Source organism: Pseudomonas sp. IzPS59, assembly GCF_014863505.1.
Lineage (GTDB): Bacteria > Pseudomonadota > Gammaproteobacteria > Pseudomonadales > Pseudomonadaceae > Aquipseudomonas > Aquipseudomonas kribbensis.
Map to the genome: position 1 here is coordinate 4,060,956 of NZ_CP062251.1, position 21,530 is coordinate 4,082,485.

General features: G+C 62.7%; 18 protein-coding genes. 10 read left to right on the forward strand and 8 right to left on the reverse strand.

The window, feature by feature from the left end:
* Positions 1 to 36 precede the first annotated feature (36 nt).
* The gene (zapE, locus tag IF189_RS18180) at positions 37 to 1,167 is read left to right on the forward strand and encodes a cell division protein ZapE (protein ID WP_134827414.1); all 1,131 of its coding nucleotides are present in this window, start codon (positions 37 to 39) and stop codon (positions 1,165 to 1,167) included.
* 64 nt (positions 1,168 to 1,231) lie between these two features.
* Positions 1,232 to 2,545: a leucine-rich repeat-containing protein kinase family protein gene (locus IF189_RS18185; RefSeq protein WP_134827415.1), complete on the forward strand. Its 1,314-nt coding sequence runs from the start codon at positions 1,232 to 1,234 to the stop codon at positions 2,543 to 2,545.
* Between the two features lie 56 nt (positions 2,546 to 2,601).
* Here the strand turns inward: IF189_RS18185 and IF189_RS18190 are convergent, their stop codons facing one another.
* The gene (locus tag IF189_RS18190) at positions 2,602 to 3,306 is read right to left on the reverse strand and encodes a YebC/PmpR family DNA-binding transcriptional regulator (RefSeq protein ID WP_085712455.1); all 705 of its coding nucleotides are present in this window, start codon (positions 3,304 to 3,306) and stop codon (positions 2,602 to 2,604) included.
* Between the two features lie 219 nt (positions 3,307 to 3,525).
* On the opposite strand from IF189_RS18190, the gene IF189_RS18195 reads away from it, so the two are divergent.
* On the forward strand, positions 3,526 to 4,932 hold the full coding sequence (locus tag IF189_RS18195; RefSeq protein ID WP_192552027.1) for a type VI secretion system Vgr family protein: 1,407 nt from the start codon (positions 3,526 to 3,528) through the stop codon (positions 4,930 to 4,932).
* A gap of 3 nt (positions 4,933 to 4,935) precedes the next feature.
* On the opposite strand, the gene IF189_RS18200 is transcribed toward IF189_RS18195, so the two are convergent.
* Both IF189_RS18200 and IF189_RS18205 read right to left on the reverse strand, forming a co-directional pair.
* A complete protein-coding gene (locus IF189_RS18200; RefSeq protein WP_192552028.1) occupies positions 4,936 to 6,333 on the reverse strand; it encodes an FAD-dependent oxidoreductase in 1,398 nt (465 codons plus the stop codon).
* Positions 6,334 to 6,398: 65 nt separating this feature from the next.
* Positions 6,399 to 7,724, reverse strand: coding sequence for an MFS transporter (locus IF189_RS18205; protein ID WP_085712458.1), 1,326 nt, complete (start codon positions 7,722 to 7,724; stop codon positions 6,399 to 6,401).
* 289 nt (positions 7,725 to 8,013) lie between these two features.
* Here IF189_RS18205 and IF189_RS18210 point away from each other — a divergent pair, with 289 nt between their 5' ends.
* A complete protein-coding gene (locus IF189_RS18210) occupies positions 8,014 to 8,886 on the forward strand; it encodes a LysR family transcriptional regulator (RefSeq protein ID WP_134827419.1) in 873 nt (290 codons plus the stop codon).
* Positions 8,887 to 8,914: 28 nt separating this feature from the next.
* On the opposite strand, the gene IF189_RS18215 is transcribed toward IF189_RS18210, so the two are convergent.
* Entirely contained in the window at positions 8,915 to 9,775 is an 861-nt protein-coding gene (locus tag IF189_RS18215; protein ID WP_134827420.1) for a LysR substrate-binding domain-containing protein, read from the reverse strand.
* Positions 9,776 to 9,888: 113 nt separating this feature from the next.
* Here IF189_RS18215 and IF189_RS18220 point away from each other — a divergent pair, with 113 nt between their 5' ends.
* From IF189_RS18220 to IF189_RS18230, 3 genes are all read left to right on the forward strand, one after another.
* Positions 9,889 to 10,998, forward strand: coding sequence for a 2-aminoethylphosphonate--pyruvate transaminase (locus IF189_RS18220; protein WP_085712460.1), 1,110 nt, complete (start codon positions 9,889 to 9,891; stop codon positions 10,996 to 10,998).
* Positions 10,999 to 11,055: 57 nt separating this feature from the next.
* A complete protein-coding gene (gene phnX, locus IF189_RS18225) occupies positions 11,056 to 11,883 on the forward strand; it encodes a phosphonoacetaldehyde hydrolase (protein WP_134827421.1) in 828 nt (275 codons plus the stop codon).
* A 189-nt stretch (positions 11,884 to 12,072) separates the two neighbouring features.
* Positions 12,073 to 12,627, forward strand: coding sequence for a cytochrome b (locus IF189_RS18230; protein WP_085712462.1), 555 nt, complete (start codon positions 12,073 to 12,075; stop codon positions 12,625 to 12,627).
* Here the strand turns inward: IF189_RS18230 and IF189_RS18235 are convergent.
* Both IF189_RS18235 and IF189_RS18240 read right to left on the reverse strand, forming a co-directional pair.
* Positions 12,618 to 13,532 carry a 1-aminocyclopropane-1-carboxylate deaminase/D-cysteine desulfhydrase gene (locus IF189_RS18235; RefSeq protein WP_192552029.1) on the reverse strand — a complete coding sequence of 305 codons (915 nt, stop codon included), beginning with the start codon at positions 13,530 to 13,532 and terminating at the stop codon, positions 12,618 to 12,620. The two genes, IF189_RS18230 and IF189_RS18235, sit on opposite strands and share 10 nt — an antisense overlap.
* 41 nt (positions 13,533 to 13,573) lie before the next feature.
* Entirely contained in the window at positions 13,574 to 15,610 is a 2,037-nt protein-coding gene (locus IF189_RS18240; protein ID WP_134827424.1) for an NADPH-dependent 2,4-dienoyl-CoA reductase, read from the reverse strand.
* 205 nt (positions 15,611 to 15,815) lie between these two features.
* Here IF189_RS18240 and IF189_RS18245 point away from each other — a divergent pair, with 205 nt between their 5' ends.
* On the forward strand, positions 15,816 to 16,946 hold the full coding sequence (locus IF189_RS18245) for a carbon-nitrogen hydrolase family protein (protein WP_134827425.1): 1,131 nt from the start codon (positions 15,816 to 15,818) through the stop codon (positions 16,944 to 16,946).
* Positions 16,947 to 16,949: 3 nt separating this feature from the next.
* Positions 16,950 to 17,990: an AraC family transcriptional regulator gene (locus IF189_RS18250; RefSeq protein ID WP_134827426.1), complete on the forward strand. Its 1,041-nt coding sequence runs from the start codon at positions 16,950 to 16,952 to the stop codon at positions 17,988 to 17,990.
* A gap of 315 nt (positions 17,991 to 18,305) precedes the next feature.
* Here IF189_RS18250 and IF189_RS18255 read toward each other — a convergent pair whose 3' ends face one another.
* Entirely contained in the window at positions 18,306 to 19,178 is an 873-nt protein-coding gene (locus tag IF189_RS18255) for a DUF2242 domain-containing protein (protein ID WP_192552030.1), read from the reverse strand.
* 92 nt (positions 19,179 to 19,270) lie between these two features.
* Entirely contained in the window at positions 19,271 to 20,170 is a 900-nt protein-coding gene (locus tag IF189_RS18260; RefSeq protein ID WP_134827428.1) for a LysR family transcriptional regulator, read from the reverse strand.
* Positions 20,171 to 20,291: 121 nt separating this feature from the next.
* Between IF189_RS18260 and IF189_RS18265 the strand changes: the two genes are divergently transcribed.
* Entirely contained in the window at positions 20,292 to 21,497 is a 1,206-nt protein-coding gene (locus IF189_RS18265; RefSeq protein ID WP_192552031.1) for an MFS transporter, read from the forward strand.
* The last annotated feature ends 33 nt before the right edge of the window (positions 21,498 to 21,530 follow it).

A 21,530-nucleotide genomic window follows, 5' to 3' on the forward strand; every position in this document is an offset into this window, starting at 1 on the left:
GGGGAGCCGGCCCGACGATGACGGAGTGACCTCACCGTGCCCGCCCGACCGCCCGAACGTTCGCGTCTGTCCCAGCGCCTTTCAGGGTTGCGCCGTTTGTTCGGCAAGCGAAATCTGGCCAGTGCCGGCCATTGCGCCAGCGCCCAGTCAATCCGCGATTACTTCCGGCTCAAGGCCCATGGCCAGGGCTATACCCTCAGCCACAGCCAGCAGCGGGTGATCGACTGCATGGCGCAACAGGCCGGAATGTTGTTCGGTCCTGCCGCGCAAACCCCGCCCAGTCTTTATCTGTACGGTGCCGTCGGGCGCGGCAAGAGCTGGTTGCTCGACGGTTTTTTTCAGGCCTTGCCGATCCAGCAGAAACAACGCCTGCACTTCCATGAATTCTTCGCCCGCCTGCATCAGGGCATGTTCCGGCATCGCGAAGAGGACGATGCCCTCGGCGCCACCCTTGATGAATTGCTGCAGGACTGCCGGGTGCTGTGTTTCGATGAATTCCATGTGCATGACATCGGCGACGCGATGCTCATTACCCGGTTGTACAAGGCCTTGTTCCAGCGCGGGATCCTGTTGCTGGTGACCTCCAACTATCCGCCGGAAGGCCTGTTGCCCAACCCGCTGTATCACGCTCGCTTCAAACCGGTGATCGACCTGATCAACGCGCGCATGCAGGTCATGGAAGTCGGCGGCCCCCATGACTACCGCAGCCAGGCGCGCAATCACGCGCATCAGCTGTTCACCCAGGGCCATTACGTGTGGCCGGCCACACCGGCACAACGGCTGGCGCTGGATTTGCCGCCACGGGATACCGCGCCGCAACCGATAACGGTTGGCAACCGGGTCTTGCAGGCGCGGCTGTGCGAAGGCCGCCGCGTCGGTTTCACCTTCAATGACCTGTGCGAACAGCCCACGGCCGTGATGGATTATCTGGAATTGTGCCGGCGCTTCGACCACTGGATCATCGATGAACTGCCCGAGCTGGACGAATGCTCGATCGCCGTCCAGCAGCGCTTCATCAACCTGATCGACGTGCTCTACGACCAGGACAAACACCTGACGCTGCTCGGGCGCCAGCCTCTGCATGAAAGCCTGGCCGGCAACGCCATCGACCTGGCCCGCACCCGCAGCCGGCTGGGGCAATTGGCGGAAGTGCGCGAACCGGCCTGATTTGCCGTTATCATGCCGCCCATTCCCGGCGTCACGGCGCCCTCTCGATAGCGACCTTATTTACATGCACACCCTTGCTCAATTGCGCGCCGGCGAACTGTCGGGCATCACCCGGCTGGATCTGGTCGAAGGCTTGACCGAGTTCCCACAAGAGATCTTCGACCTGGCCGATACCCTGGAAGTGCTTAACCTAAGCGGCAACAAACTGAGCAGCCTGCCGGACGACTTACATCGTTTGTCCCGTCTGCGAGTGCTTTTCTGTTCGGACAACCGGTTCACCGAGCTGCCCGAGTGCCTCGGTCAGTGCCAGGCCCTGAGCATGATCGGCTTCAAGGCCAACGGGATCGTCCGAGTGTCCGGCACCGCCCTGCCACCGCAGTTGCGCTGGCTGATCCTGACCGACAACCTCATCGAAACCCTGCCAGCCGAACTGGGCGAGCGCCCGCTCCTGCAAAAACTCATGCTCGCCGGTAACCGTCTGCGCGCGTTGCCGCCATCCTTGAGCCAGTGCCATCGGCTGGAACTGATCCGCATCGCTGCCAACCAGTTGACGGAACTGCCGCAGTGGCTGCTGACCCTGCCGAGCCTGACCTGGCTGGCCTACGCCGGCAATCCGCTGGAAACCGAAGCCGATGCCGCCGCGCTGGAAGCCACGCCGTTGATCGACTGGTCGAGCCTGCGTCTTGAGCAGCGGCTGGGCGAAGGCGCGTCCGGGGTCATTTCCCGTGCGTCGTGGCAGCCGGTCGGCCAGCCTGAGCGTTCTGTGGCGGTGAAGCTCTACAAGGGCGAGATGACCAGCGACGGCTCACCGCTGCACGAAATGAACGCCTGCATCACGGCCGGGTTGCACCCGAACCTGATCCGGGTCGAGGGCCGCATCGGCAATCATCCCGAGGGCCAGCAAGGGCTGGTGATGCAACTGATCGATCCGAGCTATCGCAACCTCGCCGCTCTGCCGAGCCTGGCGTCCTGTTCGCGGGATATCTACACCGATGACTGCCGGTTCAGTGCCGATGTCGCCTTGCGCATCGCAAAAGGGATTGCGTCGGTCGCCGAACATCTGCATGAACAAGGCATCACCCATGGCGACCTTTATGGGCACAACATCTTGTTGAACGATCAGGGCGACTGTCTGCTGGGGGATTTTGGCGCGGCATCGTTCCATGCCACCACCGACAACCCGGAAACCCGCGCGCTGCAACGCATCGAAGTGCGAGCCTTCGGGATTTTGCTGGGGGAATTGCTGGCGCGAATCGACTCGGGGCTGAGTGCGGATCGGCGTGTGCGGCTGGAGGCACTGGAACAGCGCTGCTGTCAGCCGGATGTGCTGGCGCGGCCGGGGTTCAGCGAGGTCGTGCAGCAGCTGGAAGCGTTGTAAACGCTACACCGCCATCGCGAGCAAACTCGCGATGGCGGCATCATTGACGCAGTGGATCAGCCGGCCAGGCCGACGAACATTTCCTGCACGTCGTCGTGGTTGTCGAGGCCTTCGAGGAACGCTTCAACTTCTGCCATCTGCTCGTCGCTCAGACCGCTGACCGGGTTCTTCGGCTGATAGCCCAGCTTGGCCGACAGCACGGTGAAGCCTTGCTCCGGCAGGGCTTTCTGCACGGCGTCGAGGTCGGTCGGATCGGTCAGGAACAGGGTCGCGCCCTCTTCGCCCGGCTCGAAATCCTGGGCACCGGCTTCGATTGCGGCCATTTCCGGATCGGCGTCCGGGGTGTCCGGCGAGGCTTCGATCATGCCGACGTGGTTGAAGTCCCACGCTACAGAACCGGAAGCGCCCAGTTGGCCCTTGCGGAACGCCACGCGGATTTCCGCCACGGTGCGGTTGATGTTGTCGGTGACGCACTCGACGATCAACGGAACCTGGTGCGGAGCGAAACCTTCGTAAGTCACGCGATGGTACTGAACGGTCTCACCCAGCAGGCCCGCGCCTTTCTTGATCGCGCGATCCAGGGTTTCCTTGGGCATCGAGGCTTTTTTGGCCTGTTCGACCACCAGACGCAGGTGTGCGTTGGTGGCGGTATCGGCACCGTTGCGGGCAGCGATGGTGATTTCTTTCACCAGTTTGCCGAAGATCTTGCCCTTGGCGTTGGCTGCCGCTTCTTTGTGTTTAACCTTCCACTGTGCGCCCATTACTCACTCTCTTGATCTGTGGCGCCGAGACATCTATTGGCCGACGCGTGGCGCCAAGTTTATACGGCCTAAAGTCGGCAATCGACCAAAAATTCCGTCGCGCGTCGACATCTTCTACGCACCTTGTAGGGCGATTCTGAAAAACCGGTTTGCCATGACCATTTCGCACTGCGGTTTCGTACCCTCTGTGGCCCGTATTACCCGACAGAGCCCGTCCGAATGCTCAATGACAAGGAAAGTCCCTTCACGCTGACACTCACCGACGGTGGCCTGTGCCTGCCGGTATTGCGCTTCAGCGGCCACGAAGCGCTGAACCGCCCCTACCGATTCGAGATTGAAGTCATTGGCCTGGCTCCGGCCCTGGCCCCCGCCAGTCTGTTGCATCGCCCGGCATTCCTGCAGTTGAGTGAAGAGCATGGCCTTCATGGCACCCTTCACAGCGCCGGTTGCGAACACCGCGGCGCCCACCGGATCGGTTATCAGGTGGTGCTGGTGCCAGACCTGCAGAAACTGGAGCAACAGCCCAGACGCCGGGTGTTCACCCGATTGAGCGTGCCGGACATTCTCGAACGCTTGCTGACAGAACATCGCCTGCCCGCACACGGCTTCCGCTTCGATCTGACGGTGGGGTACTACCCGCCGCGCCCGTTCTGCATCCAGTACGACGAGTCGGACCTGGCACTGCTGCATCGACTGTGTGAAGAAGAAGGCATCCACTATCACTTCGAGCACCGGCCGGATGGCCATGTCGTGGTGTTTGCCGATGACAGCCTGAGCCTGCCGCAGCCCCCGATACCCGTGCCTTTCAGCCCGGAGAACGCGACACGTGCCCCCACCCTCAGCACCCTGTTTCTGCGTCACGACCCCGTCACGGCGCAGGTGTCGCCCACCGTCCGCGAACGCGGGCAGCCAGGCAGCGACGATGCAGCGGCCAATCACGCGGTGACAGGCGTCATACCCCTGCGAGGATGTCCGCCAACCGGCCAACGCCACGCAGATCAACGCAGCCGTCGACAGATGGAGCGCCAGCGCTGCCACTACCGCTGCATCGAGGGGCGCAGCGATTGCCTGCAGTTGCTCAGCGGCCGTTTGCTGCAGGTCACGGATCATCCGGTGGGTGCGTTCAACGACCAGTGGCTGATCACCGAATTGCGCCATCAGGGTCAACAGCCGTCGATTCTCGATCCGATGTCCACACCCCGTCGTTATCACAACGATTTCACTGCACAGCCCTGGTCAACCGAGTTTCGCCCGCCGTTGCGGCAGCCACGTCCGAGCATTCCGGGCTATCACCCGGCGCAAGTGCTGGGCTCGCCCGGGCAACCCGCGCAGCTGGACGATCTGGGTCGGCTCTCCGTGCGATTATGGCCCGCGCTGACACACAATGCCGACACTGACGGCTTGTGGCTGACGATTGCCGTGGTCGGCACCGGTGGCCGGATCAACAGGGAGGCGCTGCCCCGCGCCGGCAGCGAAGTGTGGGTGAGTTTTCTCGACAGCGATCCGGATCGACCGATCCTGTGCCTGGACGTCAGCCAGCCTCGCCCGGCACGCAAAACCCCGGAACCGTCCGACAACGGTCTGTTGCTCGACTGGCTGCTCAACCGCACCCCGCCTTCGTCCTGATGTTCACCCCTTGTCGGCCTTGCCGGCAGCGGCGGCGAATTTCGCCAGGCGCACATCGAGATGCCGTGGTCGCCGCCCGTGGTCTTCGGCGCGTTCCTTGCGGCGAATGGCGTTGCGCACCATCAGCGAGCCGAGATAACGGATCGGCTCCGGCGGGAAGTAGCCCAGCGGTCCGTTGACCAGCGGCGAACGTGTCCACGGGTTGTCGAGGCCTTGTACCAGCGAGGCGAGAATCTGCCCGCCCATGTGGCACGGCCCGACACCGCTGCCGGAATAACCGAAACCGTAGAACACATTGCCGCTGGCACTCATCTGGCCGAAAAACGGCAGGCCGGTGACCGAGCGGTCCGACGGGCCGTTCCACGTTGCGTCGACCTTCACATCGGCAAAGGCCGGGAAAAAATCGTCGAGGCTGCGCTTGAGCAACCCGGCGTAAGGCGATGGCTGGTCGAACACCGGCAACATCCGCCCGCCATAGGCGAAGGTATTGCCACCCTTGCCGAGCATGATCCGGCCGTCCGGGGTGTTGTGGTAGTAGTGCACGAAGATCCGCGAATCGAGCACGGTCACGCCGCTGGTCAAACCGATTTCCTGCAGCAGTTCCGGGCGCGGTTCGGTGATCAGCATGTCGCTGGAAACGATCGCCACGCTGCGTTCGAACTGTGGAAAAGCCCGGGCCATCCAGGCATTCATCGCCAGCACCACGCGGTCGGCGACCACGCTGCCACTGGCCGTCTGAATGCGCGCCGGACGGCCCTCCTCAAGCCCGGTCATCGCGGTGTTTTCATGGATCCTGACGCCGAGTTGCAGCGCGACTCGCCGCAACCCACGCACCAGTTTGCCCGGCTGCACACTGGCGGCGGCCGGCGAAAACCAGCCTTCCAGATGCTTGTCTGAACCGGCCATACGCTGCACGTCGGCAACGGGACGCTGGGTGAACGAGTTGATGCCGTTGCGCTCGAGCGCGGCAATCACCGCATCGGTCGAGCCGCACTGCGCCCGGTTGGTCGCGGTGTAAAGCGTGCCGTCGAGCCGATAATCGGCCTCGACGCCGTACTGCTCGCAGAACTCGCCGATGGCATGGATGCTGCGCTCGGATTCCTTGACCAGCCGTACCGCCTCTTCGACGCCGAACAACCGTTCCAGGGTGAAATACTTCGCCGACCACGACAACGCACAACCGCCGTTGCGCCCACTGGCGCCGGCGCCGCAGATGTCGGCTTCGATCAGCAACACATCGAGTTCGGGGTTCTGTTGCTTGAGCATGATCGCTGTCCACAACCCGGTGTAACCACCACCGACGATGCACACATCGGTGCGCACTTCGCCCTGCAATGGCGGGCACGGTTCGGACGTGTCGAGCTGCAAGGCCTGCTCCAGCCAAAACGGTCTCATGAACATTCTCCAGTCAGTCGGCCACGGCACAGCCTGCCGCGAATGCCGCAGCAGGCCGCGAGGCAGGTTTTTCAGTTACGCAGAGGTTTGATGGTCAGGGCCCGATTGGGCACCGAGGCACGGGGTTCCATGACGCCGACCGGGCGGCTGTTCCAGTGTGGTATCAGCACCAGCGCCGAGAACAGCGCACAACCGGCGAACACGATGAACACCGTCACCGAATCGAAGTAACCCGGCAGCAAACCACCGAGCACTGCACCGACCGAACCGCAACCGTTGACGAATCCCGCCGCCGTGGCGCCAGCCTTGGCCTTGCCGAAATCGATGGCGGCCGCGCCGCTGATCATCGAGTCCGGGCCGTACAGGGTCAGGCCCATCACGAACAACAACGCGACTACCAGCATCACGCTGCCGGTGTGCAAGGCGCCCATGAACAGCGCCAGGGTCACGGTCAGCGCCAGCAGGCTCAGGACGCAGGCCGGCATGCGTCGTGCGCCGAACAGTTTGTCCGAAGCCATGCCGATCATGATCGGCCCGAGCAGCCCGGCCAGTTCGAACGCGGTAGGAATGATCGCCGCCCCGACCTTGCCGACCGTGGGCATCTGTTCAAAGACGATCACCGGGCCCCACAGCAGAATCGCGTAACGCGCCGGTTTCAGCAGAAAGTACGCCAGACCCAGCACCAGCACCGTGCGGTTGCGCAGGATTTCCTTGAGCGGCTCCCACACGCTGAGTTTGCTGTTGGCTTCGGCTTCCTCGGCACTGATGACCGGTTCCGGCTCCACGGCGGGCAGACCGACGTCTTCCGGTTTGTTGCGCTGAAAGATGAAGAACAACAGCGCCACCACGGCCACCACCGCCGCACTGGAAATGAACGCCGCGTGCCACGAACCGATCAGCGTGTACGCCCACCAACCGGCGAACGGCGACGCCACCAGGCCGCCAAACGCGTAGCAGGAACTCCACAAGCCGAGCACCCGCCCGCGCTGTTCGGCGGGGAAGAAACTGCCGAGGTTCTTGCACAATCCCGACCAGCCGGTGGACTGCGCCAGGCCCTGAATCAGCATGCAGGTGGCGAAGATCGGCAAGGTCGCGAAACTGCCCATCACCAACGCGGCAGCGGCGGAAATCAGCAAACCGCCGAGCACCACGACCCGAGGGCCGAAGCGGTCGGCGAGCATGCCCCAGGTGAACTGGCCGATGGCGTAGGCCGCCAGATAAATCGCGTCGAGGTTGGCCATGGCCATTTTGTCGAGCATGAAGGTGGGATCTTCGGCGATGCCCAGTTTGGCCACCGAAAAGGCTTTGCGGGTGAAATAGAACGCGGCGTAAGCGAGCCAGGTGACAGCGAAGATCTGCATGCGCCAACGCGCAATGGTGCCGATGTGCTTGTTCATTGTGGTTCTGACCTCAGGGTGTGAGTGTGCCGGCAGAATCGTTAAGTAAACGCCTGTGTTTTTTATTGTTGAGCACTGCGATATCACCCCGTCCCTTCGGCGATACCGGTCAGATGAGTCCTGCTGTTGCACGCACAGGCTCATGGCCAGCGTCGCTGCCCGACCGGGCAGTCAGCGTTGGCGTGAGCGGATCAAAGCAATTACTGTTTAATAAATAAAATCGATTTATCGTATTTCACACATAAGCTCAGCTTGTTACTGAGTGTCATCTGTAAATGAGGAATCAGCGATGTCGGTTTCCCACGCCCAGCTCAAAGCCTTTCACGCCGTGGCCGTACACGGAAGCTTCACCAGAGCCGCCGAGCGGCTTTATCTGACGCAACCGGCGATTTCCGATCAGGTGCGCAAGCTCGAAGAGCGCTTCGGTGTGTTGCTGTTCCATCGCAACAAACGCTCGGTGCGCCTGACGGATCTGGGCGAGCGCCTCCTGGCAATCACCCAGCGCCTGTTCGTGGTCGAGGCCGAAGCCCAGGAGTTGCTGCAGGAATCCCAGGCGTTGCAGACCGGCAGCCTGATTCTGGCGGTGGACGCGCCGGTGCACGTGCTGCCGCAGATCGCCCGGTTCTGCGAGCGCTACCCCGGGATCAGCGTGAAGATCGAAACCGGCAACACCGATGAATCATTGTTCCGTCTGTTCAACTATCAGGCCGATCTGGCGCTGCTCGGGCGCGATGTCAGCGATGAACGCCTGCTGTGCGTGCCATTGCGCAACGATCCGATGGTGGCATTCGTGTCGCGCCATCATCCGTGGGCCGAGCGCGAATCGATCTGCCTGGCCGACCTCGATGACACGCCGCTGGTGTTGCGCGAACACGGCTCGGTAACCCGCCAGACCCTGGAAGAGGAAATGGCCCGCGCCGGATTCCGCATCCGCCCGGCGATCCAGGTCGAAGGCCGGGAAGCGGCGCGGGAAGCGGTGGTGGTGGGGATTGGCGTGGGCGTGGTGTCGGCGGCGGAGTTTGGTGCGGACTCACGGGTCTGCGCCCTGCCGATCACCGATTGCACCCGGCGGTTGACCGAGACACTGGTGTGCCTGCGTGAGCAGAGTTCACGGCGGGTGGTGGCGACGTTTCTCGAGATGGTGCGCGAAAGCCTCCTATAGATCGCTCCCACGCTCCGCGTGGGAACGATCAGCTGGGGGCCAAACCGAAGAACGCCTGAATCAAGCGCAATTCGCGCCGCCGCTCCACGCAGCCGATCATGTGCCGGTTCACCAGACCTTCTCCCGCGATGGGAATCGCCACGACACGGGGGTCATGGCTGACCTCCACCGATGACACCACGCCAACCCCCAGTTCAGCCGCCACCGCTTCCGTCACCGCTTCACGGCTGTCCAGTTCCAGCAACACCCGTGGACTGACCGACGCCTGCGCACAGGCCTGATCAAACGTGCGCCGGGTAATCGAACTCGGCTCGCGCAGGACCATGATCACCTGATCCAGCTCCTTGAGCCTGACCTCGCCACTGCGAGTCGCCCAGGGATGCCCGGCCGGCACGAGTGCGCAGATCCGCGATTCGCTCAGGGCTTGCAGGTGCAGGCCCTTGCGCGGCTCGACTTCAGTCAGCACCGCCACGTCCGCGTGCTCGGACAACAACGCCGCCAGGGTTTCCTGAGCGTTGCCCAAACGCAAATTCACCGTGATCCCCGGATAGCGCGCCCGCAGGCTGGCAAGCATCGGCATGACCATGTGCGGGCCGTCCGCCGCGACCTCCAGACGCCCGGTCAGCAACTGCCGATTGGCTTCGAGCAGCGCCTGGGCCTCTTCGGCCATGCCGAACATCGCCCGGGTGATCGCCGCCAGTTTGGTGCCCTCCTCGGTCAGCTCGACCCGGCGCGCCGTCCGTCGCAACAGGGTGATCTGGTAATGCTCCTCCAGCGCCTTGATGTGCCCGGTGACCGCCGGCTGACTGATGAACAACCGCGCGGCGGCACGGGTGAAGCTGCCTTCCCGGGCCACGGCGTCGAAGGCGCGGAGCTGGAACAGATTCATGAATAACCCTCACTGATGGCTGGCATAACAACAAACAATTTGATTGATGATCCGCCGAATTGCAACGTATGCCCCGTAGCTTCATCCCACAGCGCTATCGCGAGGACACACGAATGAGTACTGCCGCACCCATCCTGCTCACTCCCGGCCCGTTGACTACCTCGGCCCGCACCCGTCAGGCGATGATGGTCGACTGGGGTTCATGGGATGACCGCTTCAATCAACTGACCGCCAGCCTCTGCGAGCAACTGCTGGCCATCATCAACGGCGCCGACAGCCACCACTGCGTGCCTTTGCAGGGCAGCGGCACCTTCGCCGTCGAAGCCGCCATCGGCACCCTCGTGCCCCGTGACGGCAAGGTGCTGGTGCTGATTAACGGCGCCTACGGCAAGCGCCTGGCGAAGATTTGCGAAGTCCTCGGCCGCTCGTTCAGCACCTTTGAAACCGCTGAAGACGAACCGACCACCGCCGCCGACGTCGATCGCCTGCTGCGCGCCGACAGCGACATCACCCACGTCGCGCTGATCCACTGCGAAACCAGCACCGGCATCCTCAACCCGCTGCCGGAAATCGCCCAGGTCGTCGAACAGCACGGCAAACGCCTGATCATCGATGCCATGAGTTCCTTCGGCGCGTTGCCGGTGGATGCGCAGAAAGTCCCGTTCGATGCGCTGATCGCCGCTTCCGGCAAATGCCTCGAAGGCGTACCGGGCATGGGCTTCGTGTTTGCCCGCAAGGAATCCCTGGCCGCAGCCGCCGGCAATTCGCATTCGCTGGCGATGGACCTGTTCGACCAGCACAGCTACATGAAGAAGACCGGCCAATGGCGCTTCACCCCGCCGACCCACGTGGTCGCGGCGCTGCACGAAGCCCTGCTGCAATACAACGAAGAAGGCGGCCTGCCGGCCCGGCATGCACGCTACGCCGCCAACTGCCAGGCACTGATGGAGGAAATGGGCAAGCTCGGCTTGCGCAGCTTCCTGCCCGCCGCGATCCAGGCACCGATCATCGCGACCTTTCACGCACCGAAAGATCCGCGCTACCAGTTCAAGGACTTCTACGAACGGGTCAAGGCCAAGGGTTACATCCTCTACCCCGGCAAGCTGACCCAGGTCGAAACCTTCCGCGTCGGCTGCATCGGCCACGTCACCCCGGCGCAGATGCGCGAAGCCGTCGCGGCGGTGGGTGAAGTGCTGCGCGAGATGGAAGTGCTCGACATCTGATTCACCCGGCCCGCTCCCTCATTTGAATTGCATTGCCAACACAGGATTCTGACCAGCATGAACTACAACAACCCAAGCAAGCTGCAAGCCGCCATCCTCGACTGGGCCGGTACCGTCGTCGACTTCGGTTCGTTCGCCCCGACCCAGATCTTCGTCGAAGCCTTCGCCGAATTCGATGTCCAGGTTTCCATCGAAGAAGCCCGGGGCCCGATGGGCATGGGCAAGTGGGATCACATCCGCACCCTGTGCGACCAGCCGCAGGTTGCCGAGCGCTATCGCAAGGCATTTGGCCGCACCCCGACCGACGATGACGTGACCGCGATCTACAACCGCTTCATGCCACTGCAGATCGAAAAAATCGCCGAGCACTCGGCACTGATTCCCGGCGCACTGGAGACCATCGCCAACCTGCGCCAGCAAGGCATCAAGATCGGCTCCTGCTCCGGTTATCCGAAGCAAGTGATGGACAAGGTCGTGGCCTTGGCCGCCACCAACGGCTACGTCGCCGATCACGTGGTGGCCACCGACGAAGTGCCGAACGGCCGCCCATGGCCGGCCCAGGCCCTGGCCAACGTGATTGCACTGGGCATCGACGATGTCGCCGCCTGCGTGAAGATCGACGACACCGTACCGGGGATTCTCGAAGGTCGTCGCGCCGGGATGTGGACCGTGGCGCTGATCTGCTCCGGTAACGCGCTGGGCCTGGATTACGAAGGCTACCGCGCACTGGGCAGCGACGCCCTGGCCAGCGAGCGCAAGCGTATCCACGCCCTGTTCGAAGGCTCGCGTCCGCACTACATGATCGACACCATCACCGACCTGCCGGAAGTGATCGCCGACATCAACAAGCGCCTGGCCAAGGGTGAGATGCCGCAAAGCAGCTGATAACGCGGCCTGCAGCAAACAAAAACGCCAGTGTCTGCCCGACACTGGCGTTTTTTTTGGGCAAACCCCTGATTTCGCGCAATGAAAGAGTTTTTAGACGCGGGCAATTCGGCCAAAGCGGATTACAGTTAAAGCATGCCGTCGCTCAAGAACGGCACGTTTCGACCCTGATCCGTGAGGAAATACCGTATGCCGTGGACAAGTTCCGAATCACGCTACAGCACCGTGTCAGTCCTGTTGCACTGGTTGATGCTGGTGTTGTTGGTGCTGGTGTATGCCAGCATGGAATTGCGAGGCATCTTTCCCAAGGGCAGTGGCGGCCGCTCGCTGATCCGCGAAGTGCATTACATGCTCGGCCTGACCGTGTTCGTGCTGGTGTGGTTTCGCCTGCTGGCCCGCAGCATCGGCCCGGCGCCGAAGATCTTCCCCGCCTCACCGCAGTGGCAGACCGCACTGGCCCGGCTGATGCACTGGGTCTTGTACCTGTTCATGATTGCCATGCCGATCCTGGGCTGGCTGATCACCAGCGCCGAGGGCCATCAAGTGATGTTCTACGGTTTCGACCTGCCGTTGCTGGTGCACGAGGACAAAGCCTTCGCCAAACAGGTTGAACACTGGCACGTACTGATCGGCAACATCGGCTACTGGCTGATCGGCCTACATGCACTAGCCGGGCTGTATCACCATTACGTGGTGGGCGATAACACGCTGCTGCGGATGATGCCCAAGCGCAATCAGGGTTGACCGTCGAATCCACGCCGGCCCTGCAAGCCGCCGGTGTGGACGAAGATCAGGCGCGTTCCGCTCTTGAAACGGCTGGCCTCGATTTGCTGTTTGAGCGCGAGCAAGGCCTTGCCGGTGTACAGCGGTTCAAGGGGAACGCCGCTGGCCTGTTCGGTCTGCGCGATGAATTCAAGCAGTGACGCATCGACTTTGGCGAAACCGCCACGGCTGGCGTCGATCAGCTCGTAGCCGCCGATATCACCGACGATCGCCTCGACATTGGCCGCGACACCGTGATCGTCGGGCACGGCCATTGCGCCGTACACCGGGTGTTCACCCGCCTCTGCCAGCACCAGTCCCGCGAGCGTGGTGCCGGTGCCACAGGCCAGCCACCAACCGTCATGGTTGTCCCAACCGAGCTTGCCGAGTTGTTGACTGACCTGATCCTTCAGTGATGCGCAACCCTGCGCACCTGACAACCCACCGCCACCTTCGGGCACCGGATGCAGCGTCGGGTATTGCGCCAGCCACGAGTCCCAGAATCCCGGCTCATGCCGCGCCCGATAACCACCAAACCCGAGCCAGTGCAACTGCATGCCGAAATCCTGCAGATCCTTGACCGTCGGCGTGTCCTGCGGATGCCCGCGCAACAACCCGACCGTTGTGAATCCCAGGCGTTTCCCCGCTGCGGCCAGTGCATGCAGATGATTGGAGTGCGCACCGCCCAGGCTGATGATGCCTTCGGCACCCGCACGGTCGGCGGCCTTGAGGTGTTCGACGAGTTTGAACCACTTGTTGCCGCTGATCAGCGGGTCGATCCGGTCCAGACGCAGGATCGCCACTTCAATGCCGGCGGCACTGAGCCAGTCCAGATGAAGCGGTTCGAGAGGGGCTGGGGCCAGCCAATCGGAGGGAGGCAGAAACATGAAGGCCGGCTCTGTAAAAAGAGCCGGCATTCTAGGGTGGATCAGAGCTCGGCGGCCAGACGCGAGCCTTGATTGATCGCACGCTTGGCATCCAGCTCGGCCGCGACATCGGCGCCGCCGATCAGGTGCACGTTCTGCCCGGCAGCCACCAGGCCGTCGTGCAGCTCGCGCAACGGATCCTGGCCGGCGCAGATGACAATGTTGTCCACCGGCAGCACTTGCGGCTCGCCGGTTTCGCCGATGCGGATGTGCAGGCCTTCGTCATCGATCTTCAGGTATTCGACGCTGTTGAGCATCTGCACCTGCTTGTTCTTCAGGCCGGTACGGTGAATCCAGCCGGTGGTCTTGCCCAGACCGTCGCCGACCTTGGATTTCTTGCGTTGCAGCAGGAACACGTCACGGGCTGGCGCGTGCGGTGCAGCCTTGATCCCGGCCACGCCACCACGGGCTTCCAGATTGGTGTCGATGCCCCACTCTTTCCAGAACGCAGCACGGTCCTGACTGGTGGCCACGCCTTCATGGACGAGGAATTCCGACACGTCGAAACCGATACCGCCGGCGCCGATCACCGCCACACGCTTGCCCACCGGTTTGCGCTCGAGCAGCACATCCAGATAGCTCAACACTTTGGCGTTCTCGACACCCGGAATCGCCGGCACTCGTGGTGCAATGCCGGTGGCCAGGATGACTTCGTCGTAACCGCCCTCGACCAGTTTTGCCACATCGACGCGGGTGTTCAGGCACACCTCGACGTGGGTGGTCTGCAGTTTGCGTTTGAAGTAACGCAGGGTTTCGTAGAACTCTTCCTTGCCCGGCACACGCTTGGCGACGTTGAACTGGCCACCGATCTCGCTGGCCGAATCGAACAGCGTCACCTGATGGCCACGTTCGGCAGCCACAGTGGCAGCGGACAGGCCCGCCGGGCCGGCACCCACCACGGCAATCTTCTTGATCTGCTTGACCGGCAGATAGTTGAGTTCAGTCTCGTGGCAAGCACGCGGGTTGACCAGGCAACTGGTGAGTTTGCCGCCGAAGGTGTGATCGAGGCAGGCCTGGTTGCAGCCGATGCAGGTGTTTATTTCGTCGGCTCGGCCTTCGGCAGCCTTGTTGACGAAATCCGGGTCGGCGAGGAACGGCCGCGCCATCGACACCATGTCGGCATCGCCTTCGGCCAGGATCTGCTCGGCGACTTCCGGGGTGTTGATGCGGTTGGTGGTGATCAGTGGAATGCTCACCGAACCACGCAGCTTGGCCGTGACCTTGCTGAACGCCGCACGCGGCACTTTGGTGGCGATGGTCGGAATCCGCGCTTCGTGCCAGCCGATACCGGTGTTGATGATGGTCGCACCGGCCTGCTCGATGGCTTTGGCCAGGGTGACGATCTCTTCCCAGGTGCTGCCGCCTTCCACCAGATCGAGCATCGACAGACGGAAGATAATGATGAAGTTCGGGCCAACCGCTTCACGCACCCGGCGAACGATTTCCACCGGCAGGCGCATGCGGTTTTCGTAACTGCCGCCCCAGCGGTCGGTGCGGTGGTTGGTGTGGGCCGCGAGGAACTGGTTGATGAAGTAGCCTTCGGAACCCATGATTTCCACGCCGTCGTACTCGGCGGTCTGGGCCAGTACCGAGCAGGTGACGAAATCACTGATCTGTTTCTCGATGCCTTCCTCGTCCAGCTCTTTGGGCTTGAACGGGTTGATCGGCGCCTGGATTGCGCTCGGTGCGACCTGTTTCGGGCTGTAGGCATAACGGCCGGCGTGGAGGATCTGCATGCAGATCTTGCCGCCCGCCTCATGCACGGCGCGGGTGACGATGCGGTGCTTGAGGGCTTCTTCCTCGGTGGTCAGCTTGGCTGCGCCGGAGTACACACCGCCCTCGTCGTTCGGGCCGATACCGCCGGTCACCATCAGGCCGACGCCGCCACGGGCGCGCTCGGCAAAATACGCCGCCATGCGCTCGAAACCACCCGGTTTCTCTTCCAGGCCGGTGTGCATCGAGCCCATCAGGGTGCGGTTGCGCAGCGTGGTGAATCCCAGGTCCAGCGGGGCCAGCAGGTGCGGGTAAGTGGCGGTCATTGGTAACTCCACAGCGAGCGATCACGGAAAATGCGGGAGCTCTGCGTCCCCCGTCAGTCATGTTCGACAGCCTAAGAGTCGCATCGCTGTCACTCAATGACCGTAACTGACAAGTTATTGATCCAAATGCGCAGCGCCCCTTGGCAAGCGCAGGCATGGGCCCTACCCTAGTCCCACACTCTGTACCCGGCTGTTGTTGGATTTCATGCGCAAACTTCTGTACCTGACCTTTTCCATGGCGCTCGTTGCCGCGCTCACTTTCTACGCCATGTGGGCGGCTGACCGCCCGGCCGGTCATTACCTGTCGGACCTGCGGATCAAACTGGCGGTCGATCAGGGCACCCGCGCCGACCGTGGCAACCTGCTGGGCATCCAGCCGGAACTGTTCCCCACCGACTACCAAAGCTCCGAGCGCCTGCACCGCAAACTCGCGGCCTATCTGCAGCAGGCGCAGGATCAGGGCCTGCTCAATGACAAAACCATCGTGGTGCTGCCCGAGCATGTCGGCACCTGGCTGATGATCAGCGGCGAAAAAGACGAGTTGTACCAGGCACCCACCCTCGAAGAGGCGATGAACTGGCTGGCCGCCAGCAACCCGTTGCAGTTCGCCCGCGCCTGGCTCACCGCCAGGGGCAGCAGCCGTCTGGATGACGCCCACCTGCGAATGAAATCCCGAGACATGGCCAAGGACTATCAGCTGCTGTTCGGCGGCCTGGCCAGGGAATTCCATATCACTCTGGTGGCGGGCTCGATCGTGCTGCCGGAACCGAACATCATCGACGGCCGACTCAAGGCCGGCAGCGGCGCGCTGTACAACACCAGTGTGGTGTTCGGTCGTGACGGCGCGCCGCTCGGCCAGCCGCAGCGGCAGATGCGCCCGATCTTCGATCAGGATCAAGCAGCCGGCACCAGCGAAGCTTCACAGATCAATGTGGTCGACACCCCCGCCGGACGCCTCGGCGTGCTGATCGGCAACGACAGCTGGTACCCGGACAACTATCGCAGGCTCGACGAGCAAGGTGCGCAACTGATCGCGGTGCCTGCGTTCGTCATCGGGCATGGCGTGTGGGACCAGCCCTGGCAGGGTTACAGAGGCTTGAACGTGCCGGACTCGGTCAGCCTCAAACCGGGAGAGGTCAGCGAAGGCCAGGCCTGGCACCGCCTGACCCTCACGGCACAACCACCGGGGAGCCGGGCGATTGCCGGCATGAGCGTGTTCCTGCGCGGGCAGTTCTGGGACAAACCGAGTTCAGGACAGAGCTTCCTGAGCAGCAATGGCCAGCAGTTCGCCGACGGCGAAGCCCGTGGCGCGCGCTTGCTCAATCTCTGGTTGTAGACCATGAAGCCGCTGCCGATGCGTCTCGGGGATCTGTCAGTGGGCTTCGTCCATAGCCTGGCCGATGCCGTGCGCAGCCATGACGCCGACCCGCAGCCGTTACTCGAACAATACGGCCTCGACACCGCACGACTGGCCGAGGCCGGCGCACGCCTGTCGATCCCGCGCTACATGCGCCTGGGTCACGGTGCAATCCAGTTGACCGGCGATCCGGCCCTCGGCTTGCGCATGGGCCAGCTCAGTCGTCTGAGTCAGGCCGGACTGGCGGGCGTCACCGCAGCGCAGGCGCCGACCGTGCGTGAAGCCGCCCGCTGCCTGACGCGCTTCGAGCCGTTGTACGGCTCCAATTATCGTGGTCAGTCGAGTTTCCACGAAGACGCCAGCGGCGCATGGCTGCGGTTCTACTCGATCAGCCCGTACAACGCCTATAACCGTTTTGTGGTGGATTCGATCATCGCCGGGTGGCTGCATCAGTTGTCCAGCATCAGCTCCGAACCACTGCGCGCCGAACGAATCGAGATCGAGTTCGACACACCGGACTACCGCGATGCCTACGCCGTGCTCGGCGAGTGCCCGACCCAGTTCGGCGCCGAACACAATCAACTGCGCCTGAGCCTCCCCAGCCTGGCCGCACGCAACCCGGAACATTGCCCCAGCACCTGGAAACACCTGCTGCAACTGTGTGAACGGGAACTGGAACAACTGACGAGAACCCGCAGCCTGCGTGAACGCATCACGCAATTGCTCGGGCCGTTGCTCAATGGCGGCCGGGAACCCGACCTGGAAGAAGTGGCGGCACGCCTGAAGCTGCCGACCTGGACGTTACGGCGCAAACTGGCCGAAGAAGGCACGCAGTTTCGCGCGATCCTCAACGACACTCGCCGTGATCTGGCGATGACCTACATCCGCGACACTGAACTGGCGTTCGGTGAAATCGCCTACCTGCTGGGTTTTGCCTCGGCCGAAGCTTTCCAGCGCGCCTTCAAGCGCTGGAACGGCCAGACACCGGGCGAGTTTCGCCGCAGTCACCGCAAGACGGGCTGAAGCCTCAGAGCTCGGTGGCGTCTTCCGCAGGCTCCGGCGAATCCAGTTCGTAAGCCTGGAATTCAAGCAGTTCTTCTTGATAGTCATCCATCGTGTAATCCCCCTCACTGCTTTACTGAAATGGCCTGGAGCAAATGACCAGTGCTTCGAGCATAAAGTGCCCGTATGAAGGAAAAATGAAACACGGCCTTCATGAAATAAACGTAGCAGGCGGTCAGGGATTTATCGCGGGGATATTTTCAGAAGGTGTAAACCGACGTTTCAGCTCACACAGGAAACGAAGCGGGAGCGACATTGCATCGCTCCCGCAACCGGTCAATGCCCGCTTGGCATCGCCGGGATCGGCTCGGACGGTGGCGGCAAGTCAGTCGGATTGGCCGGTGGCGTGATGACTTCCGGTGCCGGCGCTGATGTTGGAACCAGCTCCGAACCCGGAGCCGGGGTGATCGGCGCCGCCTCGGCTGGTGGAACGACCGGTTCCGAGCTGGCCGGAGTAGTCTCGGCGGCGGCAGGCGCCGGGGTCGCGGCAGGTTCGGCGGCCGGGGCTGGCGTCGGAGTCGGCTCGGCCGCTGGCGTCGGGGCCAGCGCGGCCGGCGCTGCCTTGGGTTCCGGTACGCCCAGATCGGCCTTCGGCTTCTCGGTGATATGGGCGGCTTTCTTCGCATCGGCCGGCAGGAACAGCTCGACCAGGGTGAAGAAGCGCTCGTAGAACTTCTGCGAGGACACGGTTTCGCTGGCCACCTTGACCATCGAGTCGTCAGAGGAACCGATCGGCATCGACACCGAGCCCAGCACACCCACCCCGAGGCTGGCCGAGTTGTTGGTCTTCTTCAGCGCGTAGCGGTCCTGCAGGGCGTTGGCGAACACCGTCGCGTGGTGCGCGGAGCTGCCGTCATCGGTACACACCACGTTGAAGCTGATCTCCATGTGGGTTTCACCGGTCTGCTGGAAGCTCTTGTGCCCGCTGACCAGTTTCGGGTCGCTGCTTGTGATGATGTAGCCCTGGCTGAGCAACGCACGGCGCGCCGCTTCGCAGCTGGCGGCATCGGTGACCGGATAGTTGCGCGAAAAGGTGCCGGAGTCGTCGAAGTTCTCATGCTCGTAGATAGGCTTGTCCTTGGAGCAGCCGGCAGCGGCGGTCAGCAACAACGCCAACCCGAAAAAACGCACGGGAATAGAATTCAACATTAAACATCCTGAGGGAAAACGGTCCGGGGCGTATTGTGCAACAGATCGCTGCCCCGCGGCGTACGGATTAGTGTCTTAAAACAGTTACAACTCTACTGACCCTCGGCGACAGGAAAAAGTCGCGCCGACAAATGATCAATGAACACCCGCAATTTGGCGGTTGCATGGCGACTGGATGGCCATAGCACCCAGAACTGTCCGGTATGCTCCAGATGCTCATCCAGCACCCGCTGCAGGCACCCCTGCCTTTGCGCCTCGTGGATCATGAAGTCCGGCAGGCAGGCGATGCCCAGGCCGGCCAGTGCCGCATGGCTGACCGCTTCAATTGACGTACTGACCAAGCGTGTCGGCAAACCTGGCTCGGGAACGCCCTCCTCGCGCTTCAGCGGCCAGGGTTCCAGTTTGCCCGTCGCGTGAAACGTGTGGCGCAGACAAGCGTGCTGCGCCAGATCGGCGGGGACCAGCGGCACACCGCGCTCGCGCAGATACCCGGGACTGGCCACCAGCACCATGTGAAATTCTCCCAGCGGCCGGGCCATGAGTCGCGAATCCCGAGGTTTTCCTGTGCGGATGACAGCATCGAAGCCTTCCTCGACAACATCGACCATGCGGTCGGTCAGGTCCAGATCCAGCTCGATCTGAGGGTACAGCGCCATGAATTCATTCATGACCGGCATCACCAGTTCATGCACCTGGGGCAAGCTGACCCGCAACTTGCCGTGAGGCGCCGATGCGGCATCACACAACTCGAATTCAGCCGCTTCGACCTCGGCGAGAATCTTGCGGCAGCGTTCAAGAAACAGCGCGCCTTCACTGGTGAGCGTGATGCTGCGGGTGGTGCGATGGAACAACCTGACCCCAAGCCGCGCCTCCAGCCGCGCGATGCTCTTGCCCACTGCCGAAGATGACACGCCTTGCAAGCGGCCTGCCTCGGTAAAGCTGCGGGTTTCTGCCACCTGCACGAACACCGAAATACTGCCCAGACTGTCCATTCTTCCCCCCAGATTCACGACATTCCTGTCCGAGATGTTCGGAACCCTAACCTGTTTTTCCCGAATGCGCAGCGCCCTACCCTGTGGCCTTCATCTCCCTCGGCAAATTGGATGCTGGCTCATGAACGATGCACAACTCACTTCCGCAACGCTTGCCAACCCGGTCGAACCCGCAGAACGATTACCGTTGGGTGCCTTGCTCGCACTGGCTACCGCCGGATTCATTACCGTGCTGACCGAAGCCATGCCCGCCGGACTGTTACCGCAGATGAGCGCGGGTCTCGATGTCTCTCAGGCACTGATCGGGCAACTGGTCACGCTGTACGCCATCGGATCGATGCTGGCGGCCATTCCGCTGACCATCGCCACCCGAGGCTGGCGTCGCCGACCACTGCTGTTGTCGGCCATTGGGGGGTTTGCCATCGCCAACAGCATCACCGCGTTGTCGGAGCTGTACTGGTTAACGCTGATAGCACGCTTTATTGCCGGCGTGTTTGCCGGGCTGCTCTGGGCGCTGCTGGCGGGGTATGCGAGCCGCATGGTTGCCCCGCATCTACAGGGTCGCGCCATTACCGTGGCCATGCTCGGCGCCCCTCTCGCGCTTTCGTTGGGCATACCGGCCGGCACGCTGCTGGGTACCGTGGTCGGCTGGCGGCTGAGCTTCGCGCTCATGAGCGCAATGACCGTGCTGCTGGTGATCTGGGTACGCTGGCAAGTGCCAGACTTTGCCGGCGAACGTGCCGGAAAGCACCTGCCCCTGCGTCAGGTCTTTACCCTGCCGGGCGTGCGGTCTGTGTTGTTCGTGACGCTGTCCTACGTGGTCGCTCACAACCTTCTGTACACCTACATAGCGCCATTCCTTGAACCCTCCGGCCTCGGTGCCGAAATCGACCGCGTGTTACTGGTATTCGGCCTGGCGTCGGTGTTAAGCCTGTGGATTGTCGGCAGCCTGATTGTTCGCTGGCTGCGAGAGCTGGTACTGATCAGCACCACATTGTTCATGCTTTCCGCCGTAACCCTGGCTCTGTGGCGGGAAATACCCGGCGTGGTCTACGCCGCAACGGCGGTATGGGGGCTGGCCTTCGGCGCAATGCCTTCGCTGCTGCAGACGGCCTCGGCGAAAACCGCAAAGGACGCCGCCGACACCGCGCAATCGATGCTGGTGACCCTGTGGAATGTCGGCATTGCCGGTGGCGGACTGGCAGGTGGCCTGTTGCTGGCGAATCCGGGTGTCAGTGCCTTTCCCTGGATCGTTGCGGGCTTGTTGATTCTGACCCTCTGGGCGACCGCGAATGCCCGACAACATGGATTCCCACGCGCTGAATAGCGGGCAAAAAAAAGCCCCGGACTTTCATCCGGG

Bases quoted from the DNA above. Each gene is read 5' to 3' on its own strand.
- IF189_RS18185 (WP_134827415.1), top strand. From the start codon at position 1,232: ATGCACACCCTTGCTCAATTGCGCGCCGGCGAACTGTCGGGCATCACC.
- IF189_RS18190 (WP_085712455.1), bottom strand. From the start codon at position 3,306: ATGGGCGCACAGTGGAAGGTTAAACACAAAGAAGCGGCAGCCAACGCC.
- IF189_RS18195 (WP_192552027.1), top strand. From the start codon at position 3,526: ATGCTCAATGACAAGGAAAGTCCCTTCACGCTGACACTCACCGACGGT.
- IF189_RS18200 (WP_192552028.1), bottom strand. From the start codon at position 6,333: ATGTTCATGAGACCGTTTTGGCTGGAGCAGGCCTTGCAGCTCGACACG.
- IF189_RS18205 (WP_085712458.1), bottom strand. From the start codon at position 7,724: ATGAACAAGCACATCGGCACCATTGCGCGTTGGCGCATGCAGATCTTC.
- IF189_RS18210 (WP_134827419.1), top strand. From the start codon at position 8,014: ATGTCGGTTTCCCACGCCCAGCTCAAAGCCTTTCACGCCGTGGCCGTA.
- IF189_RS18215 (WP_134827420.1), bottom strand. From the start codon at position 9,775: ATGAATCTGTTCCAGCTCCGCGCCTTCGACGCCGTGGCCCGGGAAGGC.
- IF189_RS18220 (WP_085712460.1), top strand. From the start codon at position 9,889: ATGAGTACTGCCGCACCCATCCTGCTCACTCCCGGCCCGTTGACTACC.
- phnX (WP_134827421.1), top strand. From the start codon at position 11,056: ATGAACTACAACAACCCAAGCAAGCTGCAAGCCGCCATCCTCGACTGG.
- IF189_RS18230 (WP_085712462.1), top strand. From the start codon at position 12,073: ATGCCGTGGACAAGTTCCGAATCACGCTACAGCACCGTGTCAGTCCTG.
- IF189_RS18235 (WP_192552029.1), bottom strand. From the start codon at position 13,532: ATGTTTCTGCCTCCCTCCGATTGGCTGGCCCCAGCCCCTCTCGAACCG.
- IF189_RS18240 (WP_134827424.1), bottom strand. From the start codon at position 15,610: ATGACCGCCACTTACCCGCACCTGCTGGCCCCGCTGGACCTGGGATTC.
- IF189_RS18245 (WP_134827425.1), top strand. From the start codon at position 15,816: ATGCGCAAACTTCTGTACCTGACCTTTTCCATGGCGCTCGTTGCCGCG.
- IF189_RS18250 (WP_134827426.1), top strand. From the start codon at position 16,950: ATGAAGCCGCTGCCGATGCGTCTCGGGGATCTGTCAGTGGGCTTCGTC.
- IF189_RS18255 (WP_192552030.1), bottom strand. From the start codon at position 19,178: ATGTTGAATTCTATTCCCGTGCGTTTTTTCGGGTTGGCGTTGTTGCTG.
- IF189_RS18260 (WP_134827428.1), bottom strand. From the start codon at position 20,170: ATGGACAGTCTGGGCAGTATTTCGGTGTTCGTGCAGGTGGCAGAAACC.
- IF189_RS18265 (WP_192552031.1), top strand. From the start codon at position 20,292: ATGAACGATGCACAACTCACTTCCGCAACGCTTGCCAACCCGGTCGAA.